The sequence below is a fragment of the Serratia sp. 25CWL12 genome, from assembly GCF_055790885.1.
The window spans coordinates 3541426-3557694 of record NZ_CM147698.1 but is presented as its reverse complement, the minus strand read 5'-3'; the positions used below and the strand labels follow the sequence as shown (position 1 = coordinate 3557694).

General features: G+C 49.5%; 18 protein-coding genes. 12 read left to right on the top strand and 6 right to left on the bottom strand.

Features of this window, described 5'->3' with window-relative positions:
* The first annotated feature begins 10 nt into the window (after window positions 1-10).
* From ACX9GV_RS15340 to ridA, 11 genes are all read left to right on the top strand, one after another.
* Window positions 11-1060 (top strand): ABC transporter permease, encoded by a 1050-nt coding sequence (locus tag ACX9GV_RS15340; protein ID WP_473196094.1) that lies wholly within the window; start codon window positions 11-13, stop codon window positions 1058-1060.
* A gap of 7 nt (window positions 1061-1067) precedes the next feature.
* Complete coding sequence (locus tag ACX9GV_RS15335; RefSeq protein ID WP_473196093.1) at window positions 1068-1883, top strand: ABC transporter permease; 816 nt, start codon at window positions 1068-1070, stop codon at window positions 1881-1883.
* Entirely contained in the window at window positions 1876-2712 is an 837-nt protein-coding gene (locus tag ACX9GV_RS15330) for an ABC transporter ATP-binding protein (protein ID WP_473196092.1), read from the top strand. Before ACX9GV_RS15335 ends, ACX9GV_RS15330 begins: the two co-directional genes overlap by 8 nt.
* On the top strand, window positions 2699-3430 hold the full coding sequence (locus ACX9GV_RS15325) for an ABC transporter ATP-binding protein (protein WP_473196091.1): 732 nt from the start codon (window positions 2699-2701) through the stop codon (window positions 3428-3430). Before ACX9GV_RS15330 ends, ACX9GV_RS15325 begins: the two co-directional genes overlap by 14 nt.
* Window positions 3431-3446: 16 nt before the next feature.
* Window positions 3447-4766 carry a sensor histidine kinase gene (locus ACX9GV_RS15320; protein WP_473196090.1) on the top strand — a complete coding sequence of 440 codons (1320 nt, stop codon included), beginning with the start codon at window positions 3447-3449 and terminating at the stop codon, window positions 4764-4766.
* Complete coding sequence (locus ACX9GV_RS15315; RefSeq protein WP_473196089.1) at window positions 4766-5389, top strand: response regulator transcription factor; 624 nt, start codon at window positions 4766-4768, stop codon at window positions 5387-5389. Before ACX9GV_RS15320 ends, ACX9GV_RS15315 begins: the two co-directional genes overlap by 1 nt.
* 110 nt (window positions 5390-5499) lie before the next feature.
* Entirely contained in the window at window positions 5500-6183 is a 684-nt protein-coding gene (locus ACX9GV_RS15310; RefSeq protein ID WP_473196088.1) for an outer membrane protein, read from the top strand.
* A gap of 117 nt (window positions 6184-6300) precedes the next feature.
* Window positions 6301-6456, top strand: a complete 156-nt coding sequence (locus ACX9GV_RS15305; RefSeq protein ID WP_023489650.1) for a hypothetical protein — start codon at window positions 6301-6303, stop codon at window positions 6454-6456.
* Between the two features lie 39 nt (window positions 6457-6495).
* Window positions 6496-7431, top strand: a complete 936-nt coding sequence (gene pyrB, locus ACX9GV_RS15300; protein ID WP_473196087.1) for an aspartate carbamoyltransferase — start codon at window positions 6496-6498, stop codon at window positions 7429-7431.
* 12 nt (window positions 7432-7443) lie between these two features.
* Entirely contained in the window at window positions 7444-7908 is a 465-nt protein-coding gene (gene pyrI / locus ACX9GV_RS15295; protein ID WP_023489652.1) for an aspartate carbamoyltransferase regulatory subunit, read from the top strand.
* 130 nt (window positions 7909-8038) lie between these two features.
* Entirely contained in the window at window positions 8039-8425 is a 387-nt protein-coding gene (ridA, locus tag ACX9GV_RS15290; protein WP_473196086.1) for a 2-iminobutanoate/2-iminopropanoate deaminase, read from the top strand.
* Between the two features lie 146 nt (window positions 8426-8571).
* On the opposite strand, the gene ACX9GV_RS15285 is transcribed toward ridA, so the two are convergent.
* Complete coding sequence (locus ACX9GV_RS15285) at window positions 8572-9198, bottom strand: transglycosylase SLT domain-containing protein (protein WP_473196085.1); 627 nt, start codon at window positions 9196-9198, stop codon at window positions 8572-8574.
* Between the two features lie 160 nt (window positions 9199-9358).
* The gene (yqhD, locus tag ACX9GV_RS15280; RefSeq protein WP_023489655.1) at window positions 9359-10522 is read right to left on the bottom strand and encodes an alcohol dehydrogenase; all 1164 of its coding nucleotides are present in this window, start codon (window positions 10520-10522) and stop codon (window positions 9359-9361) included.
* A 191-nt stretch (window positions 10523-10713) separates the two neighbouring features.
* Here yqhD and ACX9GV_RS15275 point away from each other — a divergent pair, with 191 nt between their 5' ends.
* Window positions 10714-11631, top strand: a complete 918-nt coding sequence (locus ACX9GV_RS15275) for an AraC family transcriptional regulator (RefSeq protein WP_473196084.1) — start codon at window positions 10714-10716, stop codon at window positions 11629-11631.
* A 22-nt stretch (window positions 11632-11653) separates the two neighbouring features.
* Here ACX9GV_RS15275 and ACX9GV_RS15270 read toward each other — a convergent pair whose 3' ends face one another.
* The 4 genes from ACX9GV_RS15270 to opgC all read right to left on the bottom strand — a co-directional run bounded on the left by ACX9GV_RS15270 (window position 11654) and on the right by opgC (window position 15907).
* Window positions 11654-12310 carry a DedA family protein gene (locus ACX9GV_RS15270; RefSeq protein WP_473196083.1) on the bottom strand — a complete coding sequence of 219 codons (657 nt, stop codon included), beginning with the start codon at window positions 12308-12310 and terminating at the stop codon, window positions 11654-11656.
* 281 nt (window positions 12311-12591) lie between these two features.
* Complete coding sequence (gene metC, locus ACX9GV_RS15265; RefSeq protein WP_473196082.1) at window positions 12592-13782, bottom strand: cystathionine beta-lyase; 1191 nt, start codon at window positions 13780-13782, stop codon at window positions 12592-12594.
* Window positions 13783-13831: 49 nt separating this feature from the next.
* Window positions 13832-14521, bottom strand: a complete 690-nt coding sequence (locus tag ACX9GV_RS15260; protein ID WP_473196081.1) for a VIT1/CCC1 transporter family protein — start codon at window positions 14519-14521, stop codon at window positions 13832-13834.
* Between the two features lie 207 nt (window positions 14522-14728).
* On the bottom strand, window positions 14729-15907 hold the full coding sequence (gene opgC / locus ACX9GV_RS15255; RefSeq protein ID WP_473198046.1) for an OpgC domain-containing protein: 1179 nt from the start codon (window positions 15905-15907) through the stop codon (window positions 14729-14731).
* Window positions 15908-16269: the final 362 nt, after the last annotated feature.

The window sequence follows — 16269 nt, the reverse complement described above, 5'->3', positions numbered from 1 at the left end:
CAGGATAACCATGTCGGTAGGGATAAAATTCACGCCGGGAAATATTGCCCGGCGTCGTCTTAAGGGATTGTCGCAGGGTCTGTTCACACTGGTACTGACCCTGTTCGGCCTATTATTGATTACCTTTTTGCTTTCTGCGTTGTCGCCGGTTGATCGGGTCTTGCAGATTGTTGGTGATCATGCCAGCGCTGCAACTTATGAGCAGGTTAAACAACAGCTTGGCCTCGATCGCTCTTTACCGGTGCAGTTTTGGCACTATCTACAGCGGCTCGCCCAGGGTGATCTGGGTAATGTCAGTGCTACGGGGCAACCCGTGTTGCAGGAATTGCTGCGCGTGTTTCCTGCAACGTTGGAACTCGCCACTTTGTCGCTGGTGGTCGGTGCGACCTTAGGGGTGCTGTTGGGCGTGTTGTGTGCACGTTTTGTCGGTAGCAAGCTGGATATTACTGTGCGCTTGATGACCTTGTTGGGTAACTCGGTGCCTATCTTCTGGTTGGGTTTGCTGATGTTGCTACTGTTCTATGCCAAGTTGCAATGGAGCCCTGGGCCCGGGCGGCTGGATGATATTTACCAATACAGTGTCGAGGCCAAGACCGGTTTTGCGCTGATCGACACCTGGCTTTCTGGCGATATGGGGGCGTTACGCAATGCACTGGCACATTTGGTGTTACCGGTCTGTTTGTTGGGGTATTACTCGCTGGCCAGTATCACCCGCCTGACCCGTTCCGCCTGCCTGAGTGAGCTGAATAAAGAGTATGTGACACTGGCCCGTGCCAAAGGCGCCAGCGAGATGCGTATTATGTTCCACCACGTGTTGCCCAATATCAGTGGCACACTGCTGACGGTGATTGCGCTGGCTTACACCGGCATGTTGGAAGGTGCCGTGCTGACTGAAACGGTGTTTTCCTGGCCCGGCATTGGCCGTTACCTGACGATTGCGCTGTTAGCGGGTGACACCACGACCATCATGGGGGGGACACTGCTGATCGGTTTATGCTTTGTCATTATTAATAATCTCACCGATCTACTGGTGCGTTTGCTTGATCCCCGGGTAGGTTGAGATGGCGATGACATTACTTAAACGTTCACCGTCCGCCACCTGTGGTACGGTTATCCTGCTCTTACTGCTACTGATTGCGCTATTTGCGCCTTGGTTGGCACCGGTTGATCCCAACTGGCAACAGGCCGCTAACCGTTTGTTGCCGCCGGGAGCCGGTCACTGGCTGGGTACCGACAGTTATGGCCGTGATGTGCTTTCCCGCCTGATCTACGGTACCCGCCCGATGTTGGGGTTGGTATTACTGGTCACGGTGATCACGCTGCCCCTTGGCCTGCTGGTGGGCGTGCTTTCTGGTTACTATGGGGGTTGGTTGGAGCGCGTATTGATGCGTTTTACCGATATCACCATGTCGATGCCACGGCTGATTCTGGCTTTTGCCTTTGTCGCTATGCTCGGGCCTGGTTTGGTTAACGGCGCATTGGCACTGGCACTCACTACCTGGCCTGCCTATGCCCGCCAGGCACGAAGCGAGATCCAATTATTGCGGCGCAGCGACTATCTGGCGGCGGCTGAGATGATGGGGATTCGTGGTCCCCGCCTGTTGTGGGGGCATATTTTGCCAATGTGCCTGCCCTCTGCCATTGTCCGGTTAGCACTGGATCTGGCCGGGGTCATTCTGGCGGCGGCCGGCTTGGGGTTTCTGGGCTTGGGCGCGCGCCCACCGATGGCCGAGTGGGGCTCGATGGTGGCAGAAGGGATGCCCGTTATTTTTGATCAATGGTGGATCGCGGCGATCCCCGGTTGCGCGATCCTGGTAAGCAGCCTGGCATTTAACCTGTTGGGCGATGGCCTACGTGACTTACTGGATCCGCATCATGACTGAGCCTTTGATATCCGCACATAATCTGAGTATTGCGTTTAATGGTCATCAGGTGGTGGATAACCTTTCCATGCATATTGGGCGCGAGAAAGTCGCGTTGGTTGGCGAGTCTGGGTCAGGTAAATCAATGACCGCCCGAGCGCTGATGGGCTTGGTGCGTAAACCCGGAATCGTGACGGCGGATAGGCTGAGCTACTGCCAGACCGATCTGCTGACGTTACCACCGCGCCAATGGAGCCAGATACGTGGCGCAGAAATTGCCATGGTGCTGCAAGACCCGCGCTATGCCTTGAACCCGGTACGCAAAATTGGCAAACAGATTACCGAGTCTCTCATCTTGCATAATGCCCTGTCCCGGGCCGATCGCTATGAGCGGGTGTTGAACTCGCTGGCGGCGGTGGGTTTACCAGAGAGTGCTTATCACAGTTATCCCGCTCAGCTTTCAGGTGGGATGGGGCAGCGTGCGATGTTGGCGATTGCGTTGGTTAACGATCCGCAACTGCTGATTGCAGATGAGCCGACTTCGGCGTTGGATGCCCGGTTGCGCGAGCAGATCCTCGATCTGATTGTTGAACAGGCTACCAGACGTAATATGGGGCTGTTGCTGATCAGCCACGATTTGTCGCTGGTGGCGGCACGTTGTGACCGGGTGTTGGTGATGTACCAAGGCCGGTTGGTGGATCAGGGGATCGCGGCCAACCTGCCGCTGGCGACACATCCGTACACGCGTACATTGTGGGCCTGTCGCCCCAGTGCCGCGACTTACGGTCATGATTTACCGGTATTGGATCGTAGTATCGACTTTGCCCGGAGCGAATATGGCACTGATTGAGATTGAGAACCTACAAGTCAGTTTTCCGCAGGCGTTTGGTCATAAAGTTGCGGTCGAGTCGGTGAGTTTTAGCGTTGAAGCCGGCGAAACCTTTAGCTTGATTGGCGCTTCTGGCTGCGGAAAATCCACGGTGTTGCGTGTGTTGGCCGGGCTACAACGTGATTGGCACGGTGAAGTGCGCTTGTTCGACCAGGTTATTCAGCCATTGCAGCGTTTTTCTGGGCGGTTGCGCCGTGATGTACAAATGGTGTTTCAGGACCCTTATGCATCATTGCACCCGCAACACAAAATTGCCCGCACGTTAGGGGAGCCGCTCAAGATCCATGGTGAAAAGCATATTCCGGCACGGATCAGTGAAGCGTTATTGCAGGTAGGGTTGAGTGCGGCGATGGCAGAGCGCTACCCACATCAACTCTCTGGCGGCCAACGCCAGCGCGTGGCTATCGCCCGTGCCCTGTTGTTACGCCCAAAACTGTTATTGTTAGATGAACCCACCTCGGCGTTAGATATGTCGGTACAGGCGGAGATCCTCAACCTGCTCAATCAATTGAAACGGGAACATGGTATGACCTACCTCTTGGTGAGCCACGATGGCGATGTGATCGCTCATATGTCCCAACGTGCGGCTTTAATGGAGCAAGGGCATATTGTACGTCACTACAACCGGGCAGAGTTGCAAGCCGGGGAACATCTAGCCTTAACTTCATCGCCTCTTTAATCTGTCTGGAATCATTATGCGCAAGGTTTTCCTCTGGTTGATTTTATCTCTGCTGTCAGGTGGCGGCGTGGTCGCTTACGTTTTGCAGCAGCAATATGAAGAGCAATCCGTAAACTACCGTATTTTACATCGTGAGATTGCCGTTAAGTTATCCCAGTTGGAAACGATACTTTCATTGCTCTCCGTCACCAGTGATCCTGCTGCTGTTCGCCAACAATTCCCACAGATCCTGGCTTGGGAACCCAAGTTAAACACAGCCCCGCATCAAACGTTACCCTCTACTGATAAGGGAACCTATTGGCTAGAAAATCAACGTAACGCCTTGTTGATTGACTTCAACCTGTTATTGGCGGATATCCCCCAACGTCATGATTTTCGCCATATCAGTCTGAGCAGGCAGAATAGAACACTGTTCGAACTGGGGAATAATAGCCAACCCGCCTACTGGCAATGGAACAAAGAGGTTAGCAGCGCATTGCAACCTTTTGAGTTAGAAGCCAGTAATGATCCTGATTGGGCAAAGTTACCTTGGCTAATATTGTTACTGTTGTCGATTTTATGGGCGGCAGTCATCCATTTTATTAGCCTGTATCGTAAGCAAAAACATCAACATAGTATTGCCGTTTTACGTGAGCACTACTCGGAATTAACGCGGCTTAACACCATGGGGGAGCTCACCGCCGGTATCGTTCATGAATTAAACCAACCACTGACTGCGGTGTTGAGCTATAACCAGACTGCACTTCGCCTGATTGAGCAGCAGCAGGCAGAGAAAGCGACTGTGCTGCTTGATTCTTCGGTGATACAAATTAAACGGATTAGTACATTACTGCAGCAATTTAGACAGAAGCTGGTTGATGCGCCGGTGGTATTGCAGGATGTCAATTTGCGCAAGGTCTGGCTGCACGTCACGATGTTGCTGGAAGATGAAATCAATAGTGGGAATGTTAAGGTCATTAACCGGTTACCGGAAAAGCTACCCACTCTACGTGCTGATCCCCTCTGGGTTGAACAAATTTTTCAAAACATTGTCGCTAACGCTATTCAGGCCCAGCAGAATAATCCACCGGGATCGTCTTGGGTTGCCATTGATGCTAGTTACTCAGAGCAAGGTATGGAGTTAGTCATCACCGATGGTGGGCCCGGTCTTTCTGTGCAAGCATTAGGGCAAGTTTTCATTCCTTTTTTTACCACACGCCAAGAGGGGTTGGGATTAGGCATGGCGCTGACAGAAACCTTGGTTCAACGCCTCAATGGCAATATTAAAGCAGAAAATAGGCTTGGGCAGGGGGCGTGTTTTACGCTGTGGTTTCCGTTTAACAGTCGGGAGGTGTGATGGAACAGTTTATTTATTTGATTGATGACGATCAGGCTATCCGTTGTGCTCTGAGTTCACTCTTGGCCACCATGGGGTGGCAAACGGTCACTTACGAAAATCCACAGGATTTTCAACAGCAGATGGTGGGTTCCCAAGCATTAAATGGCTGTCTGCTACTGGATATCCGTATGCCGGGTAAAAGTGGTATCACGCTGCTGGAGGAGTGGCAACGGCAAGGACTGAGTATTCCGGTCATCATTATGACGGGTCATGGGAATATTGAATTGTGCCGCCGCGCCTTCAAAAATGGTGCTTTTGAGTTTTTAACCAAACCGATTGATGCTGATTTGCTGCTCGAAACGGTGGGCGGAGCGTTGGAATTTCAGCGTGCTTCTCAGCAAAAACGGCAAGAATTAACGGCGTTACAAGAAAAACTCGATACATTGTCTACCAGGGAATTAGAAGTGACCCAACTGATGATGGAGGGCAAATCCAGCAAGGAAATTGCGAATGAGCTTTCGCTTTCACCACGGACAGTAGAAGCCCATCGTGCCAATTTATTTACAAAATTGGCTATCAACTCGTCGGTGAAGTTAATAAAAGTCTATGGAGAGGTATTTTCTGCCAACCGAGCTAAGTAAAAATACCTAGAGAGTTAGGTATTGAACCGAATTGTTGAATTTCTCACCGATGGTTATTTTAACCGTAGCTTTATTGCTCATCAAAAATGACCTTATTAAGTGAGAAATACATGAATATAAAACCTCTTGCACTGACGATTGTTTTAACCGCACTTTCCGCTAATGTATTGGCTGATGATTATTTATCTGGCTATTACGGAGCAGTAAAACTACTGAATGCCAGACAATCTGCCGAGAATATGGACACCAGTAGTCGCCCAGGGGTGGGTAATTTTGTCAGCGGTGATGAGAATCAGCGTTTTTATAATGGTTCCATTGCTCTGGGCTACCAGTTTGGTAATGGTTGGCGCAGTGAAGGGGAGTATGTATTCAAAAAGAGTACTGAATACACCAGCGGTTCTACCACTTTTGCCAGCAGTTTCAATCACCATAAAGTGGACGCCCAACGTGTGATGATTAATGTTTATCGTGACTATGCATTGGGTTATAACTTTTCGGTCTATGGTACCCTGGGTTTAGGTATTGCCAAGGTAACGTCTGATGGTTGGCAAGGTAATACTTCGCGCCAATATGCGGAAAGTACCCAGAATAACCTGGCTTATTCCGTGGGTGCAGGGGTTAGTTATGCCCCTATACAACAGCTTAGCCTAGACTTAGGTTATCGCTATGTCGATATGGGCAACATTGAAAGTGGTTATAATAACTTCACCAATGTGCGTGGGCTGAAAGATGAGCAAATGAAAGCTCGCCTGGTTTCTAGCGAATTTATGTTAGGTGCCCGTTACCTGTTCTAATCAGGAATGTGAGTGCGGTTGCCAGCATGGATGGCGAAAAAATAAAAAAGAGGTGTCTTAACGCTTGCAGAGAGCAAAAACGCGAGTATAATGCGCGACAATTTGCCAGGAGAAAGCATGAAAGACGAAGTTTGTTTTGTTCGCCATATTGGACAAAACCGGCTACCAAACGCCGGGCAGCTGCCGTTTTTCCTCCTGTTACAGCACCTATCATTTAAAAAAGCCCCTCAATTGAGGGGCTTTTTTTTGTCTGCAGAATTGCAATTACATTGAAAATCCCCGCGCCAAGGGTTTGATCTGAGGAGAGTGAACATGGCCAATCCGCTGTATCGCAAGAACATCATCTCTATTAGTGATCTCAGCCGTGAAGATCTGGAACTGGTACTGCGCACTGCTGCCAGCCTGAAAGCCAACCCGCAACCCGAGTTGCTCAAACATAAGGTGGTCGCCAGTTGCTTCTTTGAAGCCTCTACCCGTACCCGTCTGTCGTTTGAGACCGCCGTTCATCGCCTGGGGGCATCGGTTGTTGGTTTCTCTGATAGCAGTAACACCTCACTGGGCAAAAAAGGTGAAACCCTGGCCGATACCATTTCGGTGATCAGTACCTATGTTGACGCCATTGTGATGCGCCATCCGCAGGAAGGGGCTTCCCGGCTGGCGGCTGAGTTTGCCGGTGGTATCCCAATATTGAATGCCGGTGATGGTTCCAATCAGCACCCGACTCAAACCCTGCTGGATCTGTTTACCATACAGGAAACTCAGGGCCGCTTGAGTAATATCAATATTGCCATGGTGGGTGACCTGAAATATGGCCGTACTGTGCACTCATTGACCCAGGCATTGGCAAAATACCAAGGGAACCACTTCTTTTTTATCGCACCGGACGCCTTGGCGATGCCAAGCTATATCCTGAAAACATTAGCGGAAAAAGGTATCTCTTATAGTTGTCACGCCAGTATTGAGGAAGTGGTACCTGAGCTGGATATTCTCTATATGACCCGTGTACAGAAAGAGCGCCTGGATCCTTCCGAATACGCCAATGTCAAAGCGCAGTTTATCTTGCGCGTCTCGGACTTGGCTCGCGCCCGTGACAACTTGAAAGTGTTACACCCACTGCCGCGTATTGATGAAATTGCTATCGAAGTGGATAAAACGCCCTACGCGCACTATTTCCAGCAGGCGGGTAACGGTATTTTCGCCCGCCAGGCGTTGTTGGCTCTGGTATTAAACGCAGATTTGGCTCTTTAAGGGGGAACCGCCATGACTCATGATAATAAACTCCAGGTTGAAGCAATCAAATGCGGTACGGTGATCGACCATATTCCCGCACAAATCGGTTTTAAACTGCTTACACTGTTCAAACTGACGGCTACCGACCAGCGCATCACCATTGGGTTAAACCTGCCCTCTAGAGAGTTGGGGCGCAAGGATTTGATCAAAATTGAGAATACCTTCCTGACGGAACAGCAGGCTAACCAACTGGCGATGTATGCCCCCAAGGCGACAGTCAACCGCATCGATAACTATGAAGTGGTGCGTAAGTTGACCCTCAGCCTGCCAGACCATATCGATGGTGTGTTGACCTGCCCGAACAGCAATTGCATTAGTCGCAGTGAGCCGGTGACCTCCAGCTTTAGTGTGAAATCTCATGCTGGTGAGGTACACCTGAAGTGCCGTTACTGTGAAAAAGAGTTTGAACATCAAGTGGTATTGCAGGCCGATTAAAATCGTCTGTTTTACCGGGAGTGGTGCTGTTAATATTGTCACCACTCTTTATAATGGTATTTCAAAAATAACGCTACTCAATGGGGTGCCAGCCACTGTTGGTAACGCCAAAAGGGTATCAGGAGAAAAAATGTCACGTAATATTAGTACTGAACTCGCCCCTGCTGCTATTGGTCCTTATGTGCAAGGTGTTGATCTAGGTAGCATGATCATTACCTCTGGCCAAATTCCGGTTGATCCTAAAACCGGCACTGTTGCCGATGACGTTTCTGCTCAGGCTCGTCAATCACTGGAAAACGTGAAAGCGATTGTTGAAGCTGCCGGGCTGAAAGTGGCCGATATCGTTAAAACTACGGTTTTTGTGAAAGATCTTAATGATTTCGCCACCGTTAATGCGACCTACGAAGCTTTCTTTACTGAACACCATGCTCCCTTCCCAGCACGTTCTTGCGTTGAAGTGGCACGTTTACCAAAAGATGTGAAAATCGAAATCGAAGCAATTGCAGTTCGCCGTTAATTCTCATTCGGTGAGATCCAAGATTGTGCAAGCTGCAGCTAACATACCGCAGCTTGCATGATGAAGGGGTTACGCCGGATCCCTCCTGTAGGGTACCCGTATTAATGATCTCGGTGAACCCGTCAATCTCTACAGCGCGTCCCTTTCTACAACTCGTTATAGGCTGCTTCAACTTTCAACATATAGCGTGGAGCCTGGGGAAAAGGGTGGTGCTTGCGCACATGCCAGTGAAATGCCTCCGGGGAGAGGTTGTTGATCATACTTATGGCTTTTTTACGGTCATTAGAGAAGGTGCGTAATAGCGTTCCTGCGCCATTGGCGTAGGCGACCTCCGTGGCGTAGCGCCGGGTTACCGGGTTTTCAATCCATTTCAGTTGTTGATGTTGCAGGGCACTGATGTAGGCCGCACCCAAATCGATATTGACTTGAGGGTCCCGCAGGTCACTCTCATCTGGGCAACCCCGTTTACCTTTAAAACGGTAGGCATCACAGCCGGCGGTATCTGCTTTTATCTGCATCAGGCCAATAGCGTTTGAGCGGCTGACTGCATCGGGGTTAAAGCCAGACTCGACCTGAATAATGGCCGTGATTAGCTTTTGGTCGACACCATATTCTTTGGCTGCATCTTCAATTTGATAATTATAGGTGTGCTTATTGTGCCCAGAGGTTTGGCTAGAGTTGCCAGTATGCGGAGAATTTCTGGAACAGCCAGCCAGTACCAACAGCATCAGTACCAGGGTGAAGCGCGACAAATAAGTCTGTGATCGAGTCATAGAGCTCCATACCACCTGGGTATAAACCCATCAAGTTGAAACGATATCTTTCAATTATATACCCAAATTTATCCAGTGGCAGCTGGGCAATGAAGCGAAAAAAACCGGCCATCAAGGCCGGTTCAAACAAGGTTAATCAACGGAGGTGTCAGTCAGCCGATTAGCGTGCTGCCTGATAAATACGTTCGCTGACTTCCGGTGTGATGTCCTGATGTTCACCCAGGGCGGTCATACCGTGTTCGCGCAATTTGTCGAGGAGAGCCGGGATGGAACTGCCATCGATTTGGTAGTCGGATAAGCGGGTAGGGATCCCCATTTTCTCAAAGAAAGCACGCGTAGCTGCAATGGCACCATCGATACGCTGATCTTCCGAACCGTCATGCAGACCCCAAACGCGCTCTGCGTATTGCAGCAGTTTTTCACGTTTCTGTGCTTTTTTCTCGACTAACAGCGCAGGCATGATAATCGCCAAGGTTTGCCCATGGTCCAGACCGTGCATAGCAGTTAACTCATGACCCAACATATGTGTTGCCCAGTCTTGAGGTACTCCGGCACCGATCAGGCCATTTAAGGCCAGTGTGGCGCACCACATCACGTTGGCACGGACTTGGTAGTTCTCTGGCTCAAGCAGTGCGCGTGGACCTTCTTCCACCAGCGTTAGCAGCAGGCCTTCAGCAAAGCGATCTTGTACTTTGGCATCCACCGGATAAGTCAGATATTGCTCCAGGATATGGATAAACGCATCAACGACACCGTTAGCGATCTGACGTGGAGGAAGTGTATAAGTGACGAGCGGATCGAGGATGGCAAAGCGCGGTTGCACGTAGGATGAGTGGAAGTGCTGTTTGTCACCACTGCTTTTACGGGTGATTACCGCACCACTGTTGGATTCAGAGCCAGTGGCAGGTAAGGTCAGTACACAACCCAGCGGGATGGCATTGGTGACATCAGACCCTACGGTTTTCAGAATATGCCAAGGATCGCTATCGGCCTGATAGTGGGCGGCGGCAGCGATAAATTTGGTGCCATCGGCTACAGAACCACCACCGACGGCCAACAGGAAGTCGATTTTTTCCGCCCGCACGATTTCAACCGCTTTCATCAGCGTTTCATAGGTTGGGTTAGGTTCAATACCAGAGAATTCCTGCACATTGCGGCCAGCCAGCGCACGATAGACTTGGTCCAGTACGCCATTCTTTTTCACACTGCCACCGCCATAAGTGATCAGGATGCGGGCATCTGCAGGGATCTGTTTACCCAGTTCGGCGATCTGGCCTTGACCGAACAGGATCTTGGTTGGGGTATGAAGAATAAAGTTTTGCATGGTTGGATTCTCTCAAGTCTCAGGGAAGCGCTAGCGGCGCAAAAACAGTCGTTGGCTATTGTTAGTCACTTAGCCTGCTCAGGCAATGCATATTTCTCTCAATGTCTTGCCTATTTCTCTTAAACATTGTAGAAAAGGCCTGCTTTTTACGATGTTCTTTGCTGGATTGTTTGGGTGGCAAGAGAAGGGTGATGACTGAAATTGATGAGCGGCGTGGCCGTATGGCGCGCCAGGCAATGGGTTTTGTTCGAGGGAAAGGCTTTATCCCCTCGCCAGTAGCCAAGGTGACAATTCTGTATGCTGACGAGCATTGGCCCCGCCAACCGGTAATGTATGAACCCTGTATTGTGATTATCTTTCAGGGGCATAAGGTGGGGTACTGTGGTGACAAAGTTTTTCAGTACGACCCCCGCAATTATCTGCTGATGACGGTACCGTTGCCATTTGAATGCGAGACTTTTGCCAGCCCGCAGCGTCCGATGGTGGGGCTGGGGATAAGTATTGATGTCCAAATGTTGCAGGACCTGCTGTTTGACATCGGGGACCAGGATTACCTGCTAAAACCACCGGTAGAAAGCAACTGCGTCAATCTTTCTCCGCTGACTGAGGAAATGCTGTGTGCGACCCAGCGCCTGCTGGACGTGATGGAAACACCACTTGATGCTCAGGTACTGGGGCCACAGATTGTGCGCGAGCTGTTGTATTACGTGTTACGTGGTAGTTGTGGTGCATCATTGCAGGAATTGGTTAATCGCCATACTCACTTTAGCCAGATAGCCAAGGCGTTGCGGCGTATTGAAAGCCAGTACGCCGAAAATCTCAATGTGGAACAGTTAGCGAACGAAGTGAATATGAGCGTCTCGGCTTTCCACCATAATTTCAAAGCGGTAACCAACACTTCCCCATTGCAATATGTGAAATCTTACCGCCTGCACAAGGCGCGTTTGTTGATGGTGCATGATGGGTTGAAGGCCAGTACAGCAGCCATTCGTGTAGGGTACGAAAGCGCTTCACAGTTCAGCCGTGAGTTTAAACGCTTGTTCGGGATTACGCCGAGCGATGAGCTCGCTCGGCTGCGGGACAGTAATATCATGGTGGCACAGGGGTAAAGGCACAGGTACCGATAGATTATCAGGAAGCGCTTTTTTTGCGCCAAATGACCATGATGACACCCAATAAACCCAATACCAGTAGCACGATTGGCAGGAGCATGAGTACCGTCATTACCTGATCTTCGTGGAGTTTAACCCAAGGTATCTGACTAAAGGCATAGCCCAGTGAGACCACGAGCCCTACCCAGACCAAACCGCTTAACCAGTTAAAAAACTGAAAACGTGAGTTGCTCAGGCCTGATATTCCAGCGATGGTAGGCAGTAGCGTGCGGACGAAGGCCAGGAAACGACCAATCAGTAAGGCGGCCAGACCATGGTTGTTAAACAGCATATAGGCGCGTTGGTGGTATTGCGCTGGTAATTGTAATAACCAACCTTTCACCAACTTAGTATGACCCAGCCACCGCCCCTGCAGGTAGCTAAGCCAGCACCCCAGACTGGCGGCGACAGTCAGAATGATCAGTGTCGGGATAAAACTCATCACGCCTTTGGCAATTAATGCGCCAGCCAATAACAGCAAACTGTCACCGGGCAGAAAGGAGGCGGGGAGCAATCCGTTTTCCAGGAACAGGGTGGCGAAAACAACAGCATAAACCACCCAGATTACCTTAGGGTCAGCAAGTGCAGCGAAGTCCTGCGTCCACAGTGCGTGAACAATCTCTCTTAACACATCCATTTTTTGTCCTGTGGTGCTTGGCTTTTTATCATTTAGCCTGCTTTGATACCCTGGTTTATTCAAACAACAGCCAACGTTGAGTAGTTTGAGTCATGACGGAAACAATCATGTGTCTCAGGCTTGGCTTGTAGTGTAACCCGATTAACCTAAGTGGACATTAGACAGAGTGTAATAATATGCTATCCCCGGGTTTTTTAAATTACAAAGGGTTGGCAGCAAGGCAACCGGCATAAACCCAGGGGGCGTTTTTTGATGGCATGACGGTCAATTCACGGCACTGTTTAATCAGCGATACGCGCAAAACCGGCGGCCAGATCGTCAATCAGGTCTTGCACATTCTCTAACCCGATATGTACGCGCACCAGCGTACCAGAGAAATCGACACCCCCCGCAGGGCGAATTGCCTTGAGTTCTTCCGGTTGGTTGGCCAGGATCAGTGACTCATAACCTCCCCAGGAGTAAGCCATGCTGAAGTGGCTGAAATTATCCAGATAATTGGCTAATTGTTCACTACTGAGCCGTTTTTTGAGTACAAAAGAGAACAAGCCGTTACACCCGCTGAAGTCGCGGCGATAAAATTCGTGTCCTTTACAACTGGGCAGTGCCGGGTGATTGACCACCGCCACCTCGGGCCGCTGCTGTAACCAGTTCGCAACGGTAATACTGCTTTGTTCATGCTGTTTGAGGCGTACATTGAGCGTGCGTAGGCCACGGCTGGCCATATAGGCGGTATCGGCGTCAACCATTTGCCCCATCAAGTAGGAATACTCACGTAAGCGCTCCCAGCAACGGGCATTGGCTACCGCGGTGCCCAGCATATAATCGGAATGGCCGATGATGTACTTGGTACCTGCCTGAATAGAAATATCAATATCAAACTCCAAGGCTTTAAACAGAACGCCGGCGGCCCAGGTATTGTCGAGCATAATGACGATTTCCGGGTTTACGTCACGAATGGCTTTGACGATAGCCGGGATATCCTGCACTTCCATGGTGATGGAACCAGGGGATTCAAGAAAGACCACGCGGGTGTTCGGTTGGATCAACGCCGCGATGCCGGCACCAATCAGTGGATCAAAATATTGGGTGGTAACGTTCATGCGACCAAGAATGTGGTGGCAGAAGTCTTGGGTAGGCTCATAGGCCGAGCCGGTGACCAAGAGATGATCGCCAGCGCCCACAAAAGAGAGAATGGCATTGGCGACCGCCGCAGCGCCGCAAGAGTAGAGAACACATCCCGCGCCACCTTCCAACTCGGTCATGGCATCCTGAAAAGCAAAGTGGGTCAAGGTGCCGCGACGGCCATAAAACAGTTCACCCTGTGCACGTTTGGCAGTGGCATATTTTTTGGCAGCTACTGACTCAAAGACTAATGAAGAGGCACGTTGCGTTACCGGGTTGACGGAACCTTGGGTATAACGTTTGTTACGTCCCGCGCCGATTAATAGGGTTTCCAGCTTTTTTGACGACATCGTGGTTTTCCTTGTTTTGTCCTGTCCATAGGTTATAACCTTTGCTATATCAGTTAACAAGTGAACCAAACAGCATACCCACCCCCGATGAGACTCCCATCGCCAGAGTGCTCCAGAACGTGATGCGAATAATCCCTGGAAGTACCGGCGCTCCGCCGGTTTTTGCCGCAATTCCCCCTAAAATAGCCAGTGAAATCAATGTCGAGAGCGCGATTGCCGTAATGGCCCAATCACTGTTGACCATAAAAGCCACCAAGAGAGGAAGTATCGCTCCGACAGCAAAACTCATTGCAGACGTCCAGGCCGCCTGTAATGGACGAGCGGTGGTGATTTCGGAGATCCCCAGCTCATCCCGGGCATGTGCACCTAACGCATCATGACTCATCAATTTTTCTGCCACTTGTTTTGCCAAGGCCAAATCAAGCCCACGGTGGACATAAATTGAGGTTAATTCACGGTGTTCACCCGGATAATCGGCATGTAACTCCGCTTGTTCTTCCGCCAGTGCGGCTTTTTCAGTATCGGCTTGTGAAGAGACCGAGACATACTCCCCGGCTGCCATCGACATCGCACCTGCAACCAGGCCGGCAATGCCGGTTAACAGAATGGTTTGGTGTGTGGCGTTGGCTGAGGCGACGCCCAATAACAAACTGGCGGTAGAAACAATGCCATCATTAGCGCCAAGTACAGCGGCACGAAGCCAACCAATTTTCTCTATGCTGTGTTTTTCTCTGTGCATGCGGTGACTTCCTTATTAATTACGCTATCCATGGTGATTGAAATTGCCGGAACGACAGGATGACGTGCAAGCTATTTTCTTGAGCATGATAAACCTCATCCCTGAAGTTTATCTTACGTACTAGCGTAAGTGCTGGCCCGCAGGGTGAACCTCATGGATGAGGTTCATTAATCCCTAGGAGCATAGCCCACTATAGAACCGTGGCCATTAATTTGGCACGAAACGGCGCAGCACTTGAGATTTCGCCAACCACCAGAGGAAAAGCAATGAAGCACAATGGACCAAGGTATTTCTCAACCAGTGGTATTCAAGCAGATTAAATTTTACAAAGAAGCTAGCAATTAACACGATATAAACATGCAGTATAAATGTATAAAGGGAGTTCTGCCCTAAGGGGACCAGGAACCAACTGAATAGATAGTTCATCGGCCGCCAGAAATAGCTTAAAAAGACATACATGGTGACGAGTAAGGCAATGTCATTGAGTACCCGCAGTGGACCAAGCGCATTTTTTGCGGCCAAGTTATCATACATCCAGTTAACTTGATTGATAGGAATGATATGAAGGAAAAATGATTTCGGTAAAAAGGGGTTAAGACGGTTTTGTGCAATAAAGAGCAAAATAAAGAAAATGACTATCAACAGGCCAATAACAAAAACGCCGAAATTATTTTTTGCCAAAGACATCAGTTCATCTTTATACCAACCACAGCATAAGCCAAGCACATAAATAAATTGCCATGAAAGCAGCGGGAAGGCGAACTCAAATTGTGCACTGGTTAAAGTAATCCTATTATTTTGATAAATAATATATAGAGTTAAAGATACACCCAGCAGTAACAACGCTTTTTTATGGTAAAGGAGATAGAACATCACTGGGGTGATTAATAATAGATAAAAATAAAGCCCCAGTATCTGTGTCTGGTGAGGGCCTATTTGCAAAAATAAAATGTTATTCAACCAGGATTCTAATGAACCACCGTCAGTGGGATACATTGAGTATGCTGTACCAGAAAATCTTTCCACAAAATGGGTAGTCTCATAGGTGTTGACCCCCATTTTGGTCAGTACCAGGATCGAGAGAATAATCGTGATATTAATAAAATAAAGTGTGACTGCTCTACGCAAAATCGAGTAGGCAACCGTAAGAAAATGATCTCTTTCCAGCTGTTGCTTTTTGAGAAAACCCAGGACAAAACCTGACAAGATGACGAAACCTTCCGCCCCAGTGGTTAACCCAAAACGCTCCCAGGTGAAAATGTTAACCACAGAGGTGATCTCGATATGTGCAGCGACCATCATAATCAGGGCAATACCACGCAGGAAGTCAATCCGCAGATCACGTTTACCCGCTGCTTGGGGAGAGGCGTGATAGGCGAGTGACATCCCTTTAATCGATAACCCTGCTGACAATGACATACATCTCCTAAAGAAAATGTTCATACTCGTCGTTATTCAAGCGCCAGGGGCTGCGCCTGAGTATTAGGTCCATTACGTGAACGAGATCACCGTATCCAGATCTGTTTAGGCAGGTCTGCCGTACTCATCACATGGTTTATTGATGCTCTTGGCAATTCTCACACTTGTTCTGGCAACTCGCCAATTAAGGATTGAGACTCGCATGATGTGTTGTTCACAAACGCATTATGTTTTTGCCATGTCATTCAAACCAGCCAGATAGAGTATAACGAGTATTATCACTTATTTAAAAAGAATCTTTAAACATTGGCAGGGGCCTAGGGGGCACG

Excerpts from the sequence above, each read along its gene's own strand:
- ACX9GV_RS15340 (WP_473196094.1), top strand. The coding sequence starts at position 11 with ATGTCGGTAGGGATAAAATTCACGCCGGGAAATATTGCCCGGCGTCGT.
- ACX9GV_RS15335 (WP_473196093.1), top strand. The coding sequence starts at position 1,068 with ATGACATTACTTAAACGTTCACCGTCCGCCACCTGTGGTACGGTTATC.
- ACX9GV_RS15330 (WP_473196092.1), top strand. The coding sequence starts at position 1,876 with ATGACTGAGCCTTTGATATCCGCACATAATCTGAGTATTGCGTTTAAT.
- ACX9GV_RS15325 (WP_473196091.1), top strand. The coding sequence starts at position 2,699 with ATGGCACTGATTGAGATTGAGAACCTACAAGTCAGTTTTCCGCAGGCG.
- ACX9GV_RS15320 (WP_473196090.1), top strand. The coding sequence starts at position 3,447 with ATGCGCAAGGTTTTCCTCTGGTTGATTTTATCTCTGCTGTCAGGTGGC.
- ACX9GV_RS15315 (WP_473196089.1), top strand. The coding sequence starts at position 4,766 with ATGGAACAGTTTATTTATTTGATTGATGACGATCAGGCTATCCGTTGT.
- ACX9GV_RS15310 (WP_473196088.1), top strand. The coding sequence starts at position 5,500 with ATGAATATAAAACCTCTTGCACTGACGATTGTTTTAACCGCACTTTCC.
- ACX9GV_RS15305 (WP_023489650.1), top strand. The coding sequence starts at position 6,301 with ATGAAAGACGAAGTTTGTTTTGTTCGCCATATTGGACAAAACCGGCTA.
- pyrB (WP_473196087.1), top strand. The coding sequence starts at position 6,496 with ATGGCCAATCCGCTGTATCGCAAGAACATCATCTCTATTAGTGATCTC.
- pyrI (WP_023489652.1), top strand. The coding sequence starts at position 7,444 with ATGACTCATGATAATAAACTCCAGGTTGAAGCAATCAAATGCGGTACG.
- ridA (WP_473196086.1), top strand. The coding sequence starts at position 8,039 with ATGTCACGTAATATTAGTACTGAACTCGCCCCTGCTGCTATTGGTCCT.
- ACX9GV_RS15285 (WP_473196085.1), bottom strand. The coding sequence starts at position 9,198 with ATGACTCGATCACAGACTTATTTGTCGCGCTTCACCCTGGTACTGATG.
- yqhD (WP_023489655.1), bottom strand. The coding sequence starts at position 10,522 with ATGCAAAACTTTATTCTTCATACCCCAACCAAGATCCTGTTCGGTCAA.
- ACX9GV_RS15275 (WP_473196084.1), top strand. The coding sequence starts at position 10,714 with ATGACTGAAATTGATGAGCGGCGTGGCCGTATGGCGCGCCAGGCAATG.
- ACX9GV_RS15270 (WP_473196083.1), bottom strand. The coding sequence starts at position 12,310 with ATGGATGTGTTAAGAGAGATTGTTCACGCACTGTGGACGCAGGACTTC.
- metC (WP_473196082.1), bottom strand. The coding sequence starts at position 13,782 with ATGTCGTCAAAAAAGCTGGAAACCCTATTAATCGGCGCGGGACGTAAC.
- ACX9GV_RS15260 (WP_473196081.1), bottom strand. The coding sequence starts at position 14,521 with ATGCACAGAGAAAAACACAGCATAGAGAAAATTGGTTGGCTTCGTGCC.
- opgC (WP_473198046.1), bottom strand. The coding sequence starts at position 15,907 with ATGTCACTCGCCTATCACGCCTCTCCCCAAGCAGCGGGTAAACGTGAT.